Below are 19,941 nucleotides of genomic sequence, written 5' to 3'. Positions count from 1 at the left end.
ACATTTTGCCGTCGCTTCGTTACCTGCCAAGCGATCTACGCTGTTTAAACTCATTTGCAGCGCAAGCACCAGACTTGCATGCATAACAACAAGAAAGGTACTGCTAGATGAATGCGATTTCTCGCCTCGCCACTGTCGTTTCTCTTGCCACGCTGTTTCCCCTGACTGCATTTCCTCTCAGCGCCCTTGCTGCCGATTCCAAAGGTTCCGTGGAAGTCGTGCACTGGTGGACTTCGGGTGGTGAAAAAGCAGCGGTCGATGTCCTCAAGGCTCAAGTCGAAAAAGACGGCTTCACCTGGAAGGACGGTGCAGTCGCCGGCGGTGGTGGCGCTACGGCCATGACCGTACTCAAAAGCCGCGCCGTCGCGGGTAATCCGCCAGGTGTCGCGCAAATCAAAGGTCCGGATATCCAGGAGTGGGGCAGCACTGGCCTGCTCAGCACCGATGCGCTGAAAGGCGTTTCCAAAGCTGAAAACTGGGACGGCCTGCTCTCGAAGAAAGTCTCCGATACCGTCAAATACGAAGGCGATTACGTCGCCGTTCCGGTGAACATTCACCGCGTCAACTGGCTGTGGATCAACCCGGCGGTCTTCAAGAAAGCCGGTATCGACAAAGCCCCGACCACCCTCGAAGAGTTCTATGCCGCTGGCGACAAACTGAAAGCTGCGGGCTTCATTGCCCTGGCCCACGGTGGTCAGCCTTGGCAGGACAGCACCGTGTTTGAAGACGTGGTGCTCTCGGTCATGGGCCCTGAGGGCTACAAGAAAGCCCTGGTCGATCTGGACCAGAAAACCCTGTCCGGCCCGGAAATGGTCAAGTCCTTCACCGAGCTGAAAAAACTCACCGGCTACATGGACCCCAACCGCGCGGGCCGTGACTGGAACATCGCTGCCGCCGACGTGATCAACGGCAAGGCCGGCATGCAGATGATGGGTGACTGGGCCAAGAGCGAATGGACCGCCGCCCACAAGGTAGCGGGCAAGGACTATCAGTGCGTGCCGTTCCCTGGCACTGAAAAAGCCTTCACCTACAACATCGACTCTCTGGCGGTGTTCAAGCTCAAGGCTGATCGCACCGGCGATATCGCCGCTCAGCAAGACCTGGCCAAGGTCGCGCTGGGTAAAGACTTCCAGAAGGTCTTCAGCATCAACAAAGGTTCGATCCCGGTGCGCACCGACATGCTCAATGACATGAGCGCGTCGGGCTTCGACTCCTGCGCCCAGGCGTCGGCCAAGGACTTCCTGGCTGACGAGAAGACCGGCGGCCTGCAACCGAGCATGGCGCACAACATGGCCACTTCCCTGGCTGTGCAAGGCGCGATCTTCGATGTGGTGACCAACTTCATGAACGACAAGAGCGCTGACCCGGCCAAGGCCAGCGCCCAACTGGCATCGGCCATCAAAGCCGCCCAGTAACACCAGGACCGCCGCGGGCCCGACCTGCGGCCAACCCCAGATCTTCGTCTCCCTGCACGGGCCATGGCTCGTGTAGTGGGGGCGCTCGGTCCGGATTTCACTTCTTCAACTGGATTATCCCGATGAGCTCTGTGGCGGTTTTCAGCAAAGCCTCACCGTTCGACGCACTGCAGCGCTGGCTTCCCAAACTGGTTTTGGCGCCGAGCATGCTGATCGTCCTGGTTGGCTTTTACGGTTACATCATCTGGACATTCGTTTTGTCCTTCACCAACTCCAGCTTCATGCCGAGCTACAAGTGGGTCGGCCTGCAGCAATACGTCCGGTTGATGGAGAACGACCGCTGGTGGGTCGCGAGCAAGAACCTCGCGGTCTTCGGCGGCATGTTCATCGGTATCAGCCTGGTGCTCGGGGTGTTTCTGGCGGTGCTGCTCGATCAGCGCATTCGCAAGGAAGGCTTCATCCGCACCATCTACCTGTACCCGATGGCGCTGTCGATGATCGTCACCGGTACTGCCTGGAAATGGCTGCTCAACCCAGGCCTGGGCCTGGACAAGATGCTGCGTGACTGGGGCTGGGAAGGCTTTCGCCTGGACTGGCTGGTGGATCAGGATCGCGTGGTTTACTGCCTGGTGATCGCTGCCGTATGGCAAGCCTCCGGGTTTGTGATGGCGATGTTTTTGGCCGGCCTGCGCGGTGTCGATCAGTCGATCATCCGTGCCGCTCAAGTCGACGGTGCGAGCCTGCCGACCATCTATTTGAAGATCGTCCTGCCAAGCCTGCGTCCGGTATTTTTCAGCGCCTTCATGATTCTCGCGCACATCGCGATCAAGAGCTTCGACCTGGTGGCGGCGATGACCGCGGGCGGTCCGGGTTATTCCTCCGACTTGCCGGCAATGTTCATGTATTCCTTCACCTTCAGCCGTGGCCAGATGGGCATCGGTTCGGCGAGCGCGATGATGATGCTCGGCGCGATCCTGGCGATTCTGGTGCCGTACCTGTACTCCGAACTGCGAGGCAAACGCCATGAGTAATCAACTTGGCAAACCAGCCTTGAGCTTTAGCCGCATTGCGATCTATGCGACCTTGTTGCTGGCCGCTGCGGTGTACCTGATTCCGCTGGTGGTGATGTTGCTGACCAGCTTCAAATCCCCCGAAGACATCCGCACCGGCAACCTCTTGAGCTGGCCGCAAGTGATTGATGGCATTGGCTGGATCAAGGCTTGGGACGTGGTAGGCGGCTACTTCTGGAACTCGGTGAAAATTACCGTGCCGGCGGTGCTGATCTCGACCTTCATCGGTGCAATGAACGGCTACGTGCTGTCGATGTGGCGCTTCCGTGGTTCGCAGTTGTTCTTCGGCCTGCTGTTGTTCGGCTGCTTCCTGCCGTTCCAGACCGTGCTGCTGCCAGCCTCGTTCACCGTCGGCAAACTCGGCCTGGCCAACACCACCACAGGGCTGGTGCTGGTGCACATCGTCTACGGGCTGGCGTTCACCACGCTGTTCTTCCGTAACTACTACGTGAGCATTCCGGATGCGCTGGTCAAGGCGGCGCGGCTGGATGGTGCGGGCTTCTTCACGATCTTCGGGAAGATCCTGCTGCCGATGTCGATTCCGATCGTGATGGTCTGCCTGATCTGGCAGTTCACCCAGATCTGGAATGACTTCCTGTTCGGTGTGGTCTTCGCCAGTGGCGATGCCCAGCCAATCACCGTGGCCCTGAACAACCTGGTCAACACCAGCACCGGGGTCAAGGAATACAACGTTGATATGGCGGCGGCGATGATCGCCGGGCTGCCGACACTGCTGGTCTACATATTCGCTGGCAAGTATTTCCTGCGTGGGCTGACGTCCGGCGCGGTCAAGGGGTAGAACATGGCAACTCTCGAATTACGCAACGTCAACAAAACCTACGGCAGCGGCTTGCCGGACACCCTGAAAAACATCGAACTGAAGATCGATGACGGTGAATTCCTGATCCTCGTCGGCCCGTCCGGTTGCGGCAAGTCGACCTTGATGAACTGCATCGCCGGCCTGGAAAACATCAGTGGCGGGGCGATTCTGGTGGATGACGCTGACATCAGCGGCATGAGCCCCAAGGATCGCGACATCGCCATGGTGTTCCAGTCCTACGCGTTGTACCCGACCATGAGCGTGCGCGACAACATCGCCTTCGGCCTGAAGATCCGCAAAATGCCGGCGGCTGAAATCGACGAAGAAGTGGCGCGGGTCGCCAAGCTGCTGCAAATCGAACACCTGCTCAGCCGCAAGCCCGGCCAGCTCTCTGGTGGTCAGCAACAGCGCGTGGCCATGGGCCGTGCGCTGGCGCGGCGGCCGAAGATTTATCTGTTCGACGAACCGCTGTCCAACCTCGACGCCAAGCTGCGGGTCGAGATGCGTACCGAAATGAAACTGATGCACCAACGCCTGAAAACCACCACGGTCTACGTGACTCACGACCAGATCGAAGCCATGACTCTGGGCGACAAAGTGGCGGTGATGAAGGACGGGATCATCCAGCAGTTCGGCACGCCGAAGCAGATCTACAACGATCCGGCCAACCTCTTCGTTGCCAGCTTCATCGGCTCGCCCCCAATGAACTTCATCCCACTGCGTTTGCAGCGCAAGGACGGCCGTCTGTTGGCGTTGCTCGACAGCGGCCAGGCGCGTTGCGAGCTGCCGCTGGGCATGCAGGACGCCGGTCTTGAGGACCGCGAAGTGATCCTCGGCATGCGCCCGGAGCAGATCGTTCTGGCGAACGGCGAGGCTAATGGTTTGCCGACCATTCGCGCCGAAGTCCAGGTTACCGAGCCGACCGGTCCCGATACGTTGGTGTTCGTCAATTTGAACGAAACCAAAGTCTGCTGCCGTCTGGCACCGGATGTTGCGCCGGCCGTGGGCGAGACCCTGACCTTGCAATTCGACCCATCGAAAGTGCTGCTGTTCGATGCCAAGACGGGCGAACGCCTGGGGACGGCCGGTCAAGCGAAAACCGGGACTCACAGTGACAACGTCGCTCAGTTCAAAGGGCGCTGAAGATCAAGTTGTGGGGGATTCGCGGCGGATGGGGACATCCGTCGCAACCGCTGTAAACCGCGTTAGATAAAAACAGTTAATAACAATAAAGACGAGGATGTAGGGATGAAAAAGAAGAACAACGCTCAGCTTATCTGCCAATTGTCGGCTGTTGCGGTGCTGACCATGGCCGGTAACGTACACGCAGCTGATGCATTCAGCGCCGACTCCAAGTGGATGACAGGTGACTGGGGGGGCGAGCGGACCAAGCTGATCGACCAAGGTATCGACATCAAGGCGGATTACGTCGGTGAAGTGGGCGCCAACCTTCACGGCGGCTACAACCACGACAAGACCGCACGTTACGCCGACCAGTTTGGCCTGGGCGTGGCGTTGGACCTGCAAAAACTGTGGGGCTGGGACAACACCCAGGCCAAGATCCAGCTCACCAACCGTAACGGTCAGAACATTTCCAATGACCGTGTCGGCGACCCGCGTGCTGGCACCTTGAGTTCCTCCCAGGAAGTCTACGGTCGTGGCCATATGGTCCGTCTGACCCAATTGTGGGTCCAGCACCAGTTCCTCGACGGCAAACTGGACGTCAAAGCCGGTTACTTCGGCGAAGGCGAAGACTTCAACACCTTCCCTTGCGAGTTCCAGAACCTGGCGTTCTGCGGTTCCCAGGCGGGTAACTGGGCGACCGGTATCTGGTACAACTGGCCGGTCATGCAGGCGGCGGTTCGCGTGAAGTACAACATCACGCCTGAGTTCTATGCGCAGATCGGCGCATACAACCAGAACCCATCGCAACTGGAACACGGTAACGGCTTCAAGCTCAGCGGCAGTGGTACCAAAGGCACCGTCTTGCCGGTCGAACTGGTCTGGTCGCCGAAGGTCAACAACCTGCCGGGCGAATACCGTGTCGGTTACTACAAGAGCACTGCCGACGCCAATGACGTCCGTAAAGACGACAATGGCGATGATGCAGCGACCACAGGCAAGGCCTTCCGCAGCCACGACAGCAAGCACGGTTACTGGTTTGTGGCGCAACAACAACTCACCACCCACAACGGTGATGCTTCTCGCGGTCTGAACGTCGCGGCCAACGCGACGTTCCACGACAAGGACACTAACGTCGTCGACAACTACCAGTCGCTGATGTTTGTGTACAAGGGCCCATTCGATGCGCGTCCAAAAGATGACGTCGGAATCGGTTTTGCCCGTATCCATGTCAACGATGACGTGAAGAAAAATGCCGAGTTGGTCAACGCCGCCAATGGTGTCAGCGACTACGACAATCCGCTGTTCTCGCCACTGCGTTCCACCGAGTACAACTACGAGATCAACTACGGTTTCCACGTTACCAACTGGCTGACTGTGCGTCCTAACCTGCAATACATCACTCACCCGGGCGGTGTTGATGAAGTCGACAACGCGCTGGTCGCCGGTTTGAAAATTCAGTCGGTGTTCTAACGCAGCTGCGATAAGCTCCTCTCCATGTGCGCATTTTTGCGGACGGCCAAGGCTGTCCGCTTTTTTTTGGGGCGGCGCACACGACGGTTTTCTGTGGTGAGGGAGCTTGCTCCCGCCGGCCGGTCCGCGCTTGGGCGCAGCAGTCGTAAATCCGCTAAATGTGGTTTAGCTGAAGCAGCGCGATGACTGGTTTTGGGGCCGCTTCGCAGCCCAGCGGGAGCAAGCTCCCTCGCCACAAAAAAGCGCTGTTGTGACAATGGTGATGAGTACATCCATGATTTTCAGGACCGCGGCACATGCTTGAGCATCCGCTACAACGCTTCTTCAAATCCCTGCGCGAGCGCCCGGTGTTTGCCTGGGAGCGCTATCAGCAGCGTGAGGTGCTGGTGATCGACCATCCGCTGTGTCAGGCGGTGTTCAGTCGTCAGGGCGCGCAGTTGCTGCATTTCCAGCCCACGGGCCAGAAGCCCTGGCTCTGGTGCGCGGCGAAGTGGCCGCAGGTCGGCGCGATTCGCGGTGGGGTACCGGTGTGCTGGCCGTGGTTTGGCCGTCATCCCAGCGAAAATGCCTGGCCGTCCCATGGTTGGGCGCGGCTGATCGACTGGAAGCTGATCGACAGCAGCACCGATGACGACGGCGTGCGCCTGCATTGGCAATTGCAGTTGTGTGACTGGCAGGTGGACCTGCATGCGCACTTGGGCGAGCGTATGGATTTACGCCTGAGCACTGAGCATCAGGACAGCCTGCCGTGCCAGTTGAGCCATGCATTGCACGCCTATTGGCGTATTGGCGACGTTGCTGAGATAGCGCTGTCTGGACTCGATGGCGCGCAAGGTTATGACCAGCTCAAGCGCGAGTTCTGCGAGCAAAAGGGCGAGTTGCGGGTGGAAGGTGGCTGTCAGCGGGTGTTCCAGCATGAGGGCGAGTTACAGCTCAAGGACCACGCCTGGCAGCGCCAGTTGTGCATCGATACCGGCGACAGCGCTGACACCGTGGTCTGGCACCCCGGGTCACGGCCGCTGTTGGGAGTGAGCTGGAATGAGGTCTCGGAGTTTGTCTGCGTAGAGGCAGCCTGCGGAGGCACCGATAGCCTGAGCCTGGCACCGGGGGAGCGGGCGCATTTGAGTTTGCAGGCGCGGATGGGAGGGTAGAGGTGGCACACAAACCCTGTGGCGAGGGGGCAAGCCCCCTCGCCACAAGTGGGCACTCGGCTTGGACAGACGTCAGCTGAACTCATCCCCGATCGGATACCGGCTGGCGTTGAGGCTTTCCTTGATCTTGCGCAGGTGCGGCTGGAAGTCGACGCCGCGGCGCAGGGTCATACCGGTGGCGAGCACGTCGAGCACGGTCAGCTGGATGATTCGCGACGTCATCGGCATGTAGATGTCGGTGTCTTCCGGCAGCGGGATGTTCAGGCTCAAGGTGCTGGCCTTGGCCAGTGGCGAACCCTCGGCCGTCAGACCCAGCACCGAGGCACCGTTCTCACGGGCAATGCGCGCCACCTCGACCAGTTCGCGGGTACGCCCGGTGTAGGAGATGATCACGAACAGTTCGCCGGTGTGGGCCACCGAGGCAATCATCCGCTGCATCAGCACGTCGGCATGGGCGGTGACCGCCAGGTTGAAGCGGAAGAACTTGTGCTGCGCATCCAGCGCCACCGGGGCTGACGCACCGAGGCCGAAGAAGTGGATCTGCCGGGCCTGGATCAACAAATCCACGGCGCGGCTGATCAGGTTCGGGTCCAGTGCCTGGCAGGCGCTGTCCAGTGAGGCGATGGCGCTGCCAAAGATTTTCTGGGTGTAGGCTTCAGGGTTGTCGTCGGCTTCCACGGCGCGGCTGACATAGGCCGCGCCGCTGGCCAGGCTTTGGGCCAGTTGCAGTTTGAGTTCCGGGTAGCCGCTGACACCGAACGAACGGCAGAAACGGTTGACCGTCGGCTCGCTGACCGAGGCGGCCTGGGCGAGGGCGGCAATACTGAAGCGAGTGGCCTGCTGCGGGTTGAGCAGGATCACTTCGGCGACCTTGCGTTCGGCCTTGTTCAGGTCTGCAAGGCGATTCTGGATTTGTTCCAGTAAATTTCGCACGCGGTCCATTTATGTTCCTTAGGTCGGCTATGCAGATTGGGCCTGTGAAGCGGCCCATAATGGTGGCCTATCCTACTGATGGCCCCGACCGACCACCACTCGGAATCTATATTTTGGAAAAATGTTGTGGTTATTACTACATTTTTCCTTGAGCGATGCCTTAAAAAAAGGTATTTGTAGCTTAACTTGATAAAAGAACAAACATCATGCCTTCGATTACGGTTGAACCGTGCACCTTTGCCTTGTTCGGCGCCTTGGGCGATCTGGCCCTTCGCAAGCTGTTTCCTGCTTTGTACCAACTGGATGGCGCTGGCCTGCTGCACGAGGACACGCGCATTATCGCGCTGGCCCGTGAACCAGGCAGCGAGCAAGAGCATCTGGCATTTATTGCCCGTGAACTGCGCCATTACGTTGATGCCAAGGAACTCGACGAAACGGTGGTCGAGCGCTTCCTGGCACGCCTGACGTACCTGCATGTCGACTTCCTCCAGCCTGACGACTACGTCGCCTTGGCCGAGCTGGCCGGTTCGGCGCAGCGGATGATTGCCTACTTCGCGACGCCCGCTGCGGTGTACGGCGCGATTTGCGAGAACCTGGCGAAGGTCGGCCTGGCCGAAAACACCCGTGTGGTGCTGGAAAAGCCAATCGGTTCGGACCTCGAGTCGTCGCGCAAGGTCAACGACGCAGTGGCGCGGTACTTCCCGGAAAACCGCACTTACCGTATCGACCACTACCTGGGCAAAGAGACGGTCCAGAACCTGATCGCCCTGCGTTTCGCCAACAGCCTGTTCGAAACCCAGTGGAACCAGAACTACATTTCCCACGTGGAAATCACCGTCGCCGAGAAAGTCGGGATCGAGGGCCGTTGGGGCTACTTCGACAAGGCTGGCCAACTGCGCGACATGATTCAGAACCACCTGCTGCAGTTGCTGTGCCTGATCGCCATGGACCCGCCAGCGGATCTTTCGGCCGACAGCATCCGTGACGAGAAAGTCAAAGTGCTCAAGGCGCTGGCGCCGATCAGTCCGGAAGGCCTGACCACCCAGGTGGTGCGCGGCCAGTACATAGCCGGTCACAGCGAAGGCAAGTCGGTACCGGGTTACCTGGAGGAAGAAAACTCCAACACCCAGAGCGACACCGAAACCTTCGTCGCCCTGCGTGCCGACATCCGCAACTGGCGTTGGGCGGGCGTGCCGTTTTACCTGCGTACCGGTAAACGCATGCCGCAGAAACTGTCGCAGATCGTCATCCACTTCAAGGAACCGTCGCACTACATCTTCGCTCCCGAGCAGCGCTTGCAGATCAGCAACAAGCTGATCATCCGCCTGCAACCGGACGAAGGTATTTCCTTGCGCGTGATGACCAAAGAACAGGGCCTGGACAAGGGCATGCAGCTGCGCAGCGGTCCGTTGCAGCTGAATTTTTCCGATACCTATCGCAGCGCGCGGATTCCCGATGCCTACGAACGGTTGTTGCTGGAAGTGATGCGCGGCAATCAGAACCTGTTTGTCCGTAAAGATGAAATCGAAGCCGCGTGGAAGTGGTGTGACCAGCTGATTGCCGGGTGGAAGAAGTCCGGTGATGCGCCCAAGCCGTATGCGGCGGGCTCCTGGGGACCGATGAGTTCCATTGCACTGATCACGCGGGACGGGAGGTCGTGGTATGGCGATATCTGAATTCAAACTGCCTCAGGGCGTCAGCGCTCATGAGTTTCGCAGCCCGGTGTTGCTGGCCGAAGGCCTGGCACTGAAGGTGGCCAAGCAACTCAGCGACGCTATCGATGCCCGAGGCGCCGCGACGCTGGTGGTCTCCGGCGGACGCAGCCCGGTGGCATTTTTCCAGCATCTGGCCAAGCAGACGCTGGACTGGTCCAAGGTCGTGGTGACCCTGGCCGACGAGCGCTGGGTACCGGTAGAGCACGCCGACAGCAATGCCGGTCTGCTCAAGCGCTACCTGTTGCAAGGCCCGGCAGCCAAGGCGAAGTTCCTCAGCCTCTACAGCGCCACTGCCAACCTTGAACAGGCTGCCGAGCAGGCCGATCGCTTGCTCGCCGAGTTGCCGGCAATCGACGTGCTGGTGTTGGGGATGGGTGACGACGGCCACACGGCCTCGCTGTTCCCCAACAGCCCGAACCTGGTCGAAGCCTTGCGAGCCGACGGCACGCGCCGATGCTGGCCGATGCTGGCGCCGACCGTGCCGCATCAGCGCCTGACCATGAGTCGTGCGCTGCTGGCCTCGGCAAAGTTCACTGTGCTATCGATTTCCGGTCAGTCCAAGTTGACCACCCTGAGTGCCGCACTGGCCGGTGACGATGTCGCCGCAATGCCGATTCGCGCGTTTCTGCAACCCACGTTAGAGATTTACTGGTGCCCATGAACCAAGGATCAGCCGCTATGACAAACACTCAACCGACCGTTTCCATGGCGGACAAAGTTGCCCTGATCGACAGTCTCTGCGTCAAGGCGCGGATTCTGCCGGTGATCACCATTGCCCGCGAACAAGACATTCTGCCACTGGCCGATGCCCTTGCCGCAGGTGGATTGACGGCCCTGGAAGTCACCCTGCGTTCGCAGTTCGGCCTCAAGGCCATCCAGGTATTGCGTGAGCAGCGTCCAGAGCTGGTCACCGGTGCCGGCACCGTGCTCGATCGCAACATGCTGGCTGCCGCTGAAGCTGCCGGTTCGCAGTTCATCGTTACTCCGGGTATTACCCGCGACCTGCTGGAAGCCAGCGTTGCCAGCCCGATTCCGCTGTTGCCAGGCATCAGCAACGCCTCCGGGATCATGGAGGGCTACGCCCTGGGCTATCGCCGCTTCAAGCTGTTCCCGGCGGAAGTCAGCGGTGGCGTGGCAGCGATCAAGGCCCTTGGCGGCCCGTTCGGCGAAGTACGTTTCTGCCCGACTGGCGGTGTTGGCCCGGCCAATATCAAGAGTTACATGGCACTGAAAAACGTGATGTGCGTCGGCGGTAGCTGGATGCTTGATCCGGAGTGGATCAAGAACGGCGACTGGGCACGTATCCAGGAGTGCACCGCCGAGGCGCTGGCTCTGCTGGACTGATTGGTTTTACCGGCTGTTTTTTACGCAGAATCGTTGTAGTTGTGTTCTACGGCTTTACGGCGCACTTGGTCAGTGCGCCGTTTTTTTTTGCCTGTGGAAAAGCGGCGGCCCTGTAGCAGCTGTCGAGCCTGCGAGGCTGCGTTCGGCTGCGCAGCAGTCGTAAAATCAGGCAGCGGATTCTTCCAGGCAAACCGCATTCGCAGGATTTGCGAGGACTTCGCCCGAACGCGGTCCGCCTCTAACGCTGCCTCGCGGGCTCGACAGCTGCTACGGGGAGTTGGAACGCCTATAGCGGCATACATAGTTACCGCAACCCACCCCGCAGATCTGTTTATCCTTCGAGCAACTTATGGAGGAAGCGACTCATGGAAGAACACGCAACAACCAAGGCAACCGGGCCGGTCTGTTTATTGGCTCCCGAGCAGATTGCCGGCCCGTACTTCAGGAACCCCAGGTTGATCCGAAGGAACATCAGTGAAGGCGCCAGTGGCATTCCCTTGCTGCTCAAACTGAGCCTTGTCGACGTCAGCACCTGCGAACCGGTGACGGATGCCCTGGTGGATATCTGGCAATGCAATGCGCGAGGGGCCTATTCAGGCTGGAGCAAGATCAATCCGGATAAAGAGGTCGATGTCGGCGATATCGGCTCGGTTCCACGTACCGATGACGACACTTATTTGCGCGGTGGGCAATTCACCGATCGCAAAGGCGCCGTCAGGTTTACCACGATTTATCCGGGGTTTTATGCGGGGCGCAGCGTGCACATCCACGTTGCCGTTCGAATCGTAACCGGCAGCAATCACCTGGAGGCGCGGCATGTTGCCTGGGTCGGTCAACTGTACCTTCCCGAGGTGACATCGCGTTCGGTACTGAGCGCCAAAGACTATACCGGGCGAGGCGTCTCACCGTTGCGCAACGATCAGGATGAGCTTTTTACCCAAATGCATGGGGAAGACTCGATCCTGAAAATCCACACCATTGCCCGCGATTCCTGGGAAGACGGTTATTTCGGGCAGTTGACCATCGGGATCGACAAGCGTGCGATGTCTGCGCAGATCAAACCCGAAGACTTCGACATCTATACCGTGTGAACACCAGCCTCGGTGTTCATCACCTCAACTCAGCTTGATCAGGGCCTGAGCCAGCAGCTGCATTTCCTGTGAGGTGTTGGTCAGGCCCGGTGTAATGCGAATACAGCTGCCGCACGCCGAACCGCTGCGGGTCACGGTGAACAGGTTGTAGTCATTGAGCAGGCGCTCGACCATCGCTTGCTGGTCGGCATGTCGGGTGAAGCGCATCGAGGTGATGCCGCAATACAGGCGCGGATCATCCGGGGTCATGACTTCAATGCCCTGCACATCGCGAACAGCCTCGACCCACAGATTGCGCAGGTAGTTAAGCCGTGCACCCTTGGAGGCTGCGCCACCGATGGAGCGATGTTCTTCGAACACCAGTGGCAAGGTCAGTAACGCCGGAATGTTTGGCGTGCTGTAAGGCGTGCGCGAGCGGATGTCGGTGGGCGGGAAGTGAAACTCGTCCATGTCTGGATCGATATCGGCCAGACGTTGTGGTGCGATGTAGATGAACCCCAGGGTCAACGGTGCGCCGATCCATTTGTGCAGGTTGTAGCCGGCAAAAGAGATGCCCAGGTCATCAAGGTTGAATTCAATCTGGCCGAGCGCGTGGGCGCCGTCGAGGATCACGTCGATCCCGTGCTCTTTGGCCGCAGCGGCAATCGCCTTGACCGGCATCACCAGGCCGGTGCGATGGGTGACGTGGGTCAGCGCCATCAGCTTGAGCCGCGGATAACGCACGAACGCCTCGCGGTAGGTCGCCACCAACGTCTCGAAGCTGGCGGGATGAGCATGCTCGATCTCGATCACTTCGACACCGCGATAGCGAGCTAGCCAGCGCATCGCACTTTTGACCGTGTCGTATTCCAGGTCGCACAACAGCACCTGATCGCCCGGTTGCAAGCCGTTGTAGTTGCGAATCAGCGATTGCAGTGCGTCCGAGGCGTTGCGTGTCAGGGCTACCGCTTCGGCGGGCACCTGCAAGAGCTCGGCCAGTTGCCCGCGTATTTTCAGGCTTTCGAGTTTTTCGAAACGCTGGCGCACATGCACCGAGTTGCTGCGGTTGATGAGCTCGATGTTGCGTTGGTACTCCTCGACCACGGTACGCGACATGCGGCCGAAGTAACCATTCTCCAGATTGATCGGACCTGGCTGGACTTCGTAGCGGTCGGCGAACGTTTGCCAAAAAGCTTCATCAAGGGCACGGCGGGTGTTTTCGGGCATGGGGGCGACTCGTTCCGTGGTTCAGTGGCGTGGTTTGGGTTTGCCATGTTTGGCGCGTAGCGGGTCGAGCAAGTCGGACAGGCCGTTGTGATCGATTTCCTGCATCAGGGCCAGCAAGCCACCCAGTTCACCGTGGGGGAAACCCTCGCGGGCGAACCAGTTCAGGTATTGGCCGGGCAGGTCGGCAATGATGCGCCCCTTGTATTTGCCAAAGGGCATTTCGCGGGTGACCAGCAGTTCAAGCTTTTCGGGATTCATCGATCGCTCGTCTTGATTCAAACAATCTGGAAAATACAGGCATTCTGCATGCAGGCCAATTGACAGATCATGCAAATAACTCGGGTGCAGATGTTTGCTTAAAAGTTAATGTATTGAAATTTATCGTAAAAACTTCAAATCGAGGGCTGGCACACGAGATGCAGTGTTTTAGGTATCCCTCTTGGTCTGCGAGGAATTGAAGAATGACTGACATCAATAGAGAAGTGATTTCAGTCCTGAACGACCTGATCGAGATCAGCAAGGACGGTCAGGAGGGTTTCAAGACCTGTGCCCAGGACATCAAGCATCCTGAACTGAAGGCGCTGTTTGTCAAACGCGCTGCCGAGTGCGCCAGCGCCGCTGCCGAACTTCAACATACCGTGCGTTCGATGGGTGGCGATCCCGAGACCAGAACCCATGTCGGCGGTGATAGGCATCGTCGTTGGGTCGGCGTCAAATCATTGGTCACTGGAAAGAGCGAAGAAGTGGTGCTCAACGAAGCCAAGCGTGGCGAGGACCATGCCCTGAAGGCTTACAAAGCAGCGCTCGAGAAGATCAACGAAGACAATCTGCTGGGGATTCGTGATCTGGTCGAACGTCAGTATCACGGGGCGCAACGCAACCACGATCAGGTCAAAGCCTTGTGTTATCAGGCTCGTGCCCGGTCGTAAGTCGGTTAAAAACGCCTGGATCAGAGGATCGTTCCCACGCGAGCGTGGGAGCGATCATATATGAGGATCAGCCAATGCTGATCGCGGGCAGTGTCGGCAAGGTCACGGTCTGTTGCTTGCGCGGTGCGAGGATTTCGGCCTCGCCGTCGACGACCAGTTCATCGCGCTGGTTGAATACCCGAGTGGCGATGCGCACGCGGAACTTCGGCAGTTTTTCGAGGATTTCCAGGCGTACGGTCAGGGTGTCGCCGATTTTTACCGGCTTCTGAAAGCTCATTTGCTGACCGATATAGATAGTCCCCGGCCCAGGCAGCTCGCAGGCGACGGCGGCGCTGATCAGCGCACCGCTGAACATGCCGTGGGCGATGCGCTCCTTGAACATGCTCGCTGCCGCAAATTCGGGGTCCAGGTGCACCGGGTTGTGGTCTCCGGACATCGCTGCGAACAGCTGAATGTCACGCTCCTCGACGGTCTTGCTGTAGCTGGCGGTCTGGCCGACTTCGAGGGCTTCGTACGGGGTATTGGTAACCTGGGTCATGTGTCTTGAATCCTGTGACGAGTTAAGTGTAATAACCAAACATTATTCGGTTCGGGGTGGCCGGCGATGGCTCAATGCCTCAGCCAGCCATTTGAGCAGGTCCGCGGTCACTTCATCGCGGTTGCTCTCGTTGAACAGTTCGTGCCGGGCTTGCGGGTAGATATTCAGCTGCATGCACTGGTTGCCGGCGCCGCGCAGTGCGTCGGCCAGAGCCTTGAGACGTTTGCCTTCGCTCACTGGATCACATTCACCACCGATCACCAGCAACGGCAGGCCCGGATCGATCTCCGCGAGATTGGACGCTTTGCTGATTTGCTGCAAGCCGCCGAGCAGGTCGATCCACAGCTGATTGGTACAACGGTAGCCGCAGAGCGGGTCGTGGACGTACTTGTCGACTTCGTCCGGGTCGCGGCTGAGCCAGTCGAACCGAGTGCGATGAGGCTTGAAGGGCTTGTTGAATGAACCGAACGACAACCACTCGATCAGTGCACTGCGACCGGTAGGCCCCTGGCGCCAGCGTTCGAAACGCGCAATCAGGCGCGCTACTCGGTAAAGCGCGACGGGCTGGAAGTTCGAGCCACTGAGCACGGCAGCGTGCAGGCTGGCGCTGTGGTGCAGCAAGTACGCCTGGGCGATGTAGCTGCCCATGCTGTGACCGAGCAGTACGATCGGTACGCCCGGATGGTGCTGACCGATGTGCTGATTGAGGCTGGCCAGATCACCGACCACTTTGCACCAGCCGTCCTGATCGGCGAAATGCCCGAGCAGGCCGTATTCGGCGGTTTTGCCATGACCGCGCTGGTCCAGCGCATAGACGCCGTAACCCTCGGCACATAAAACCTGCGCCAGCCGCGCATAACGACCGCTGTGTTCAGCCATACCGTGGGACAGCAGAATCACCGCCTTCAGCGGGCCTTCAGGCAACCACTGGTTGACGAAAAGTCGACTGTGATCGCTCGCGGTCAACCAGAAAGTGTCGTGGATCATGGCGATTCCTTTGCACGGTTTTGTTTAGGTGCGGCGTCGTTGCATTGTATAGCTCATCAACCGCAGGACGTGCGATGTGGGTGTCCCTCAGCAGCAAGATTCACACTGTCAATGAAGCTGGTGCGTATATTTGCCTGAATCACCATAGCTGCTAGTGTCCCAGAAGCCCCGCTTTTCAGCGTCACAGAGAGCGGCCCGGATTCGCTCAGGTAAAGAGGACAAGTACAATGCAACCTGATTTCTGGAATGACAAACGCCCGGCCGGCGTACCCAATGATATCGAACCGGGTGCCTACAAGTCGGTGATCGAGGTGTTCGAGCGTTCCTGCAAGAAATTCGCTGACCGTCCGGCGTTCAGCAACATGGGTGTGACGCTCACCTATGCCGAGCTTGAGCGCTACAGCGCGGCGTTCGCTGGCTACCTGCAAACACAGACCGACCTGTTGCCCGGTGATCGTATCGCGGTGCAGATGCCCAATGTCCTGCATTACCCGATTGCCGTGTTCGGCGCGTTGCGAGCCGGGCTGATTGTGGTCAACACCAACCCGCTGTACACCGCGCGTGAGATGCGTCACCAGTTCAAGGACTCCGGTGCCCGGGCACTGGTGTACCTGAACATGTTCGGGCAGAAGGTCCAGGAAGTACTGCCCGACACCGAGATTCAGTACCTGATCGAAGCGAAGATGGGCGACCTGATGCCGACCGCCAAGGGCTGGCTGATCAACACCGTGGTCGACAAGGTCAAGAAGATGGTCCCGACCTACGACCTGCCGCAGGCGATTTCCTTCAAGAGCGCGCTGCGCCTGGGCCGAGGTCAAAGCATCAAGCCGCTGAACGTCAGCCTCGATGATGTCGCCGTGCTGCAATACACCGGCGGCACTACCGGGCTGGCCAAGGGGGCGATGCTGACCCACGGCAATCTGGTCGCCAACATGCAGCAGGCCCGCGCCTGTCTTGGCCAGTTCGGCAGCGATGGCAAACCGCTGTTGCGTGAAGGTCAGGAAGTGATGATCGCGCCGCTGCCGCTGTACCACATCTATGCCTTCACGGCGAACTGCATGTGCATGATGGTGACCGGCAACCACAACGTGTTGATCACCAATCCACGGGACATCGCCGGTTTCATCAAAGAACTGAAAAACTGGCGGTTCTCGGCGCTGCTGGGGCTCAACACGCTGTTCGTCGCGTTGATGGATCATCCGGACTTCAAGACCCTGGACTTCTCGAGCCTCAAACTCACCAACTCCGGCGGCACCGCACTGGTCAAGGCCACCGCCGAACGCTGGGAGCAGATAACCGGTTGCCGGATCACCGAAGGCTACGGCTTGACCGAAACCTCGCCAGTGGCCTGCACCAATCCGTATGGCGACAAGTCGCGTATTGGCACGGTCGGCCTGCCGGTGCCGGGTACCACGTTGAAAGTCATCAATGATGACGGTGTCGAACAGCCCCTGGGCGAGCGCGGCGAGCTGTGCATCAAGGGCCCGCAAATCATGAAAGGCTACTGGCAGAAACCCGAAGCCACTGCCGAAGTGCTGGATGCCAACGGATGGTTCAAGTCCGGCGACATCGCGGTGATCGACCCGGACGGATTCGTACGGATTGTCGATCGCAAGAAAGACATGATCATCGTTTCGGGTTTCAACGTTTACCCGAACGAAATCGAGGATGTGGTCATGGCGCACCCGAAAGTCGCCAACTGCGCGGTGATCGGTGTGCCGGACGAACGTTCCGGGGAAGCGGTGAAGCTCTTCGTGGTAGCGCGTGAAGCGGGGATCAGCCTTGAAGAGCTGAAGGCCTACTGCAAGGAAAACTTCACCGCCTACAAGGTGCCCAAGCACATCGTGCTGCGCGAGTCGCTGCCGATGACGCCAGTGGGCAAGATCCTGCGACGGGAGCTGCGCGATATCGCGTAATCGTTAGAGGCCGCGCTTCGTGCGATCGCGGGCAAGCTTTGCTCCTACAGGTTTAGTGTCGATCAGCCAATTGTGGCACGACACAAATCCGTAGGAACAAGGCTTGCCCGCGATGCTTTTCAGCGGGGGTAAACGCCAATTTCAGGGCGTTTCAAGGGAGTATAGATTTTTTGCTCTAAAACAGACCATTTACAGGTCTTGAGTCATTAAAGTGACTGTAGGGGCTTCTTTTGGCTCTAGTAGGGCCTTGGCAAAGCTGCTACTCTCGGCGCGCTTTGTGACTTCTCGGCCTAGGTAAAGGCCAGATTCACCAACAAAAAGACACCAATAATAATCGCAAAATGCGGTGAAGAATTCGCGTTGCTGAGGAGTGGGCTTCCATGATCGAAGACTTTTGGAAGGATAAGTACCCAGCTGGAATTGCTGCCGAGATCAATCCAGACGAGTATCCGAATATTCAGGCAGTGTTAAAGCAATCCTGCCAACGCTTCGCCAACAAACCGGCCTTTAGTAACCTCGGCAAGACACTCACCTACGGTGAGCTGTACGAAATGTCCGGTGCTTTTGCCGCTTACCTGCAACAGCATACCGATTTGCAGCCGGGCGATCGAATTGCCGTACAACTGCCAAACCTGTTGCAATACCCGATCGCCGTATTCGGTGCCATCCGCGCTGGCTTGATCGTGGTCAACACCAACCCGCTGTACACCGCGCGGGAAATGGAACACCAATTCAACGACTCCGGCGCCAAAGCGCTGGTGTGCCTGGCGAACATGGCGCACCTGGCCGAGGCCGTGGTGCCCAAGACAGGCGTCAAGCACGTCATCGTCACCGAAGTGGCCGACCTGCTGCCACCGCTCAAGCGCTTGCTGATCAACAGCGTCATCAAGTACGTGAAGAAGATGGTTCCGGCCTATCACTTGCCCAAGGCCGTCAAGTTCAATGACGTGTTGAGCAAAGGCCATGGCCAGCCCGTAACCGAAGCCAACCCGGCCAGCAGCGACGTTGCCGTGCTGCAATACACCGGCGGCACCACCGGCGTGGCCAAGGGTGCAATGCTGACCCACCGCAACCTGGTGGCGAACATGATGCAGTGCCGGGCGCTGATGGGTTCCAACCTGAATGAAGGTTGCGAAATCCTCATCACGCCGCTGCCGCTGTACCACATCTATGCCTTCACCTTTCATTGCATGGCGATGATGCTGATTGGCAACCACAACATCCTGATCAGCAACCCGCGCGACCTGCCGGCGATGGTCAAGGAACTGTCGAAGTGGAAGTTCAGCGGTTTCGTCGGCCTGAACACCTTGTTCGTGGCGCTGTGTAACAACGAAGCGTTCCGCAAGCTGGATTTTTCAGGCCTGAAAATCACCCTGTCCGGTGGCATGGCCCTGCAACTGGCCGCTGCCGAGCGTTGGAAAGCCGTCACCGGTTGCGCCATCTGCGAAGGTTACGGCATGACCGAAACCAGCCCGGTGGCCACCGTCAATCCAAACCAGAACATTCAGATAGGCACGATCGGTATTCCGGTTCCGTCGACCCTGTGCAAAGTCATCGATGACGCCGGCGTTGAACAGCCGTTGGGCGAAATCGGCGAACTGTGCGTGAAAGGTCCGCAAGTGATGAAAGGCTACTGGCAGCGCCAGGAAGCCACCGATGAAATCCTCGACAGCGAAGGCTGGTTGAAGACCGGTGACATCGCGCTGATCCAGCCAGACGGCTACATGCGCATTGTCGATCGCAAGAAAGACATGATTCTGGTCTCCGGTTTCAACGTCTATCCGAACGAGCTCGAAGACGTACTGGCCACCTTGCCGGGCGTACTGCAATGCGCAGCCATTGGTGTACCGGACGAGAAGTCGGGCGAGGCGATCAAGATTTTCATTGTCGCCAAACCGGGGGTAACCCTGACCAAAGAGCAGGTGATGACGCACATGCGTGCCAACGTCACGGGCTACAAAGTGCCGAGAGCCATCGAGTTCCGCGATGCGCTGCCGACCACCAACGTCGGCAAGATCCTGCGTCGCGAACTGCGCGACGAAGAGCTGAAGAAACTCGGCTTGAAGAAGGTCAGCGCCTAAAACAAAAGCCCCGCAGATGCGGGGCTTTTTTTCAGATACCTGGATCGTTTCTTGTGGCGAGGGGGCTTGCCCCCGTTGGGGCGCGAAGCGACCCTGAATTGGGCCTGCTACGCAGTCCAGCGGGAGCAAGCTCCCTCGCCACAGATACTT

At 58.8% G+C, this 19,941-nt stretch carries 18 protein-coding genes; 13 read left to right on the top strand and 5 right to left on the bottom strand.

What is annotated here, in order from left to right; translation table 11 throughout:
• The first annotated feature begins 107 nt into the window (after nt 1–107).
• The 6 genes from AC1RJ3_RS10390 (at nt 108) to AC1RJ3_RS10365 (ending at nt 7,051) form a co-directional block, all read left to right on the top strand.
• Nucleotides 108–1,415, top strand: coding sequence for an ABC transporter substrate-binding protein (locus AC1RJ3_RS10390; RefSeq protein WP_347927818.1), 1,308 nt, complete (start codon nt 108–110; stop codon nt 1,413–1,415).
• A gap of 122 nt (nt 1,416–1,537) precedes the next feature.
• Nucleotides 1,538–2,446, top strand: a complete 909-nt coding sequence (locus tag AC1RJ3_RS10385) for a carbohydrate ABC transporter permease (RefSeq protein ID WP_019693218.1) — start codon at nt 1,538–1,540, stop codon at nt 2,444–2,446.
• The gene (locus AC1RJ3_RS10380; RefSeq protein WP_054593683.1) at nt 2,439–3,284 is read left to right on the top strand and encodes a carbohydrate ABC transporter permease; all 846 of its coding nucleotides are present in this window, start codon (nt 2,439–2,441) and stop codon (nt 3,282–3,284) included. Before AC1RJ3_RS10385 ends, AC1RJ3_RS10380 begins: the two co-directional genes overlap by 8 nt.
• 3 nt (nt 3,285–3,287) lie before the next feature.
• Complete coding sequence (locus tag AC1RJ3_RS10375) at nt 3,288–4,448, top strand: ABC transporter ATP-binding protein (protein ID WP_019693216.1); 1,161 nt, start codon at nt 3,288–3,290, stop codon at nt 4,446–4,448.
• A 105-nt stretch (nt 4,449–4,553) separates the two neighbouring features.
• Nucleotides 4,554–5,900: a carbohydrate porin gene (locus AC1RJ3_RS10370; RefSeq protein WP_429539229.1), complete on the top strand. Its 1,347-nt coding sequence runs from the start codon at nt 4,554–4,556 to the stop codon at nt 5,898–5,900.
• 296 nt (nt 5,901–6,196) lie between these two features.
• The gene (locus AC1RJ3_RS10365; RefSeq protein WP_054593681.1) at nt 6,197–7,051 is read left to right on the top strand and encodes a D-hexose-6-phosphate mutarotase; all 855 of its coding nucleotides are present in this window, start codon (nt 6,197–6,199) and stop codon (nt 7,049–7,051) included.
• A 72-nt stretch (nt 7,052–7,123) separates the two neighbouring features.
• On the opposite strand, the gene AC1RJ3_RS10360 is transcribed toward AC1RJ3_RS10365, so the two are convergent.
• The gene (locus tag AC1RJ3_RS10360) at nt 7,124–7,984 is read right to left on the bottom strand and encodes a MurR/RpiR family transcriptional regulator (protein ID WP_173859948.1); all 861 of its coding nucleotides are present in this window, start codon (nt 7,982–7,984) and stop codon (nt 7,124–7,126) included.
• A gap of 206 nt (nt 7,985–8,190) precedes the next feature.
• On the opposite strand from AC1RJ3_RS10360, the gene zwf reads away from it, so the two are divergent.
• The 4 genes from zwf (at nt 8,191) to AC1RJ3_RS10340 (ending at nt 12,134) form a co-directional block, all read left to right on the top strand.
• Entirely contained in the window at nt 8,191–9,660 is a 1,470-nt protein-coding gene (gene zwf / locus AC1RJ3_RS10355) for a glucose-6-phosphate dehydrogenase (RefSeq protein WP_493078770.1), read from the top strand.
• Nucleotides 9,647–10,360 carry a 6-phosphogluconolactonase gene (gene pgl, locus AC1RJ3_RS10350; RefSeq protein ID WP_103314990.1) on the top strand — a complete coding sequence of 238 codons (714 nt, stop codon included), beginning with the start codon at nt 9,647–9,649 and terminating at the stop codon, nt 10,358–10,360. The genes zwf and pgl overlap by 14 nt, the downstream gene beginning before the upstream one ends.
• Nucleotides 10,361–10,377: 17 nt before the next feature.
• Nucleotides 10,378–11,043 (top strand): bifunctional 4-hydroxy-2-oxoglutarate aldolase/2-dehydro-3-deoxy-phosphogluconate aldolase, encoded by a 666-nt coding sequence (locus AC1RJ3_RS10345; protein ID WP_024264889.1) that lies wholly within the window; start codon nt 10,378–10,380, stop codon nt 11,041–11,043.
• Between the two features lie 365 nt (nt 11,044–11,408).
• Nucleotides 11,409–12,134, top strand: a complete 726-nt coding sequence (locus tag AC1RJ3_RS10340) for an intradiol ring-cleavage dioxygenase (RefSeq protein WP_103314989.1) — start codon at nt 11,409–11,411, stop codon at nt 12,132–12,134.
• Nucleotides 12,135–12,158: 24 nt separating this feature from the next.
• On the opposite strand, the gene AC1RJ3_RS10335 is transcribed toward AC1RJ3_RS10340, so the two are convergent.
• Together AC1RJ3_RS10335 and AC1RJ3_RS10330 are read right to left on the bottom strand one after the other, a co-directional pair.
• Entirely contained in the window at nt 12,159–13,340 is a 1,182-nt protein-coding gene (locus AC1RJ3_RS10335) for an aminotransferase class V-fold PLP-dependent enzyme (RefSeq protein ID WP_493078767.1), read from the bottom strand.
• Between the two features lie 21 nt (nt 13,341–13,361).
• On the bottom strand, nt 13,362–13,598 hold the full coding sequence (locus tag AC1RJ3_RS10330) for a DUF3820 family protein (RefSeq protein ID WP_019693207.1): 237 nt from the start codon (nt 13,596–13,598) through the stop codon (nt 13,362–13,364).
• 203 nt (nt 13,599–13,801) lie between these two features.
• Here AC1RJ3_RS10330 and AC1RJ3_RS10325 point away from each other — a divergent pair, with 203 nt between their 5' ends.
• Nucleotides 13,802–14,269: a PA2169 family four-helix-bundle protein gene (locus AC1RJ3_RS10325; RefSeq protein ID WP_493078765.1), complete on the top strand. Its 468-nt coding sequence runs from the start codon at nt 13,802–13,804 to the stop codon at nt 14,267–14,269.
• Nucleotides 14,270–14,336: 67 nt separating this feature from the next.
• Here AC1RJ3_RS10325 and AC1RJ3_RS10320 read toward each other — a convergent pair whose 3' ends face one another.
• Entirely contained in the window at nt 14,337–14,807 is a 471-nt protein-coding gene (locus AC1RJ3_RS10320; RefSeq protein WP_054593675.1) for a MaoC family dehydratase, read from the bottom strand.
• Nucleotides 14,808–14,849: 42 nt separating this feature from the next.
• Nucleotides 14,850–15,794 carry an alpha/beta hydrolase gene (locus AC1RJ3_RS10315; protein WP_054593674.1) on the bottom strand — a complete coding sequence of 315 codons (945 nt, stop codon included), beginning with the start codon at nt 15,792–15,794 and terminating at the stop codon, nt 14,850–14,852.
• 227 nt (nt 15,795–16,021) lie between these two features.
• Here AC1RJ3_RS10315 and fadD2 point away from each other — a divergent pair, with 227 nt between their 5' ends.
• Together fadD2 and fadD1 are read left to right on the top strand one after the other, a co-directional pair.
• On the top strand, nt 16,022–17,710 hold the full coding sequence (gene fadD2, locus AC1RJ3_RS10310; RefSeq protein WP_493078762.1) for a long-chain-fatty-acid--CoA ligase FadD2: 1,689 nt from the start codon (nt 16,022–16,024) through the stop codon (nt 17,708–17,710).
• Nucleotides 17,711–18,090: 380 nt separating this feature from the next.
• Entirely contained in the window at nt 18,091–19,791 is a 1,701-nt protein-coding gene (fadD1, locus tag AC1RJ3_RS10305) for a long-chain-fatty-acid--CoA ligase FadD1 (protein ID WP_493078760.1), read from the top strand.
• The last annotated feature ends 150 nt before the right edge of the window (nt 19,792–19,941 follow it).

This window comes from Pseudomonas sp. GW822-FHT04C11, from assembly GCF_058800905.1.
Note: the sequence above shows the minus strand (reverse complement) of the source record. Positions and strands in the feature narration are given on the sequence as shown.